Source organism: Streptomyces sp. SID12501, from assembly GCF_010550245.1.
Taxonomy (GTDB): Bacteria; Actinomycetota; Actinomycetes; order Streptomycetales; family Streptomycetaceae; genus Streptomyces.
Window position 1 is genome coordinate 1 of record NZ_JAAGLU010000766.1, and the last position, 424, is coordinate 424.

Annotated in this window: 1 protein-coding gene; it reads right to left on the bottom strand. The window is 75.0% G+C overall.

Going from position 1 to position 424, the window contains the following annotated elements; all coding sequences use genetic code 11:
• Positions 1 to 424 (bottom strand): glycosyltransferase (locus G3I71_RS48360; protein ID WP_164325341.1); only part of this gene is annotated, 424 nt, incomplete at both ends.

Here is a 424-nt window from a genome sequence, read left to right on the forward strand (position 1 = left end):
CACGCGGCCGCGCGCGCCGGGTCGGACACGGCCTCGACGAGCGCGGCCCCCAGGTCCGCCACGAAGCGCTCGGGGTCGACCGGCGTGCCGGTGCCGTCCTGCACCTGCTCGATCGGCACGAGCCAGCCCGTCACGCCGTCGTCGACGACCTCGGGGATGCCGCCCGTGGCGGTGCCCACGACCGGCAGCCCGACGGCCATGGCCTCGAGGTTGACGATGCCGAGCGGCTCGTAGACCGACGGGCACGCGAACACCGTGCCGTGCGCGAGGACCGCGACGAGCTCGTCGCGCGGCAGCATCTTGTCGATCCACACCACACCGGTGCGCCGCGTGCGCAGGTCCTCGATGAGGCCCGTGACCTCCGCGAGGATCTCGGGCGTGTCCGGGGCGCCCGCGCACAGCACGACCTGCACGTCGGCGGGCA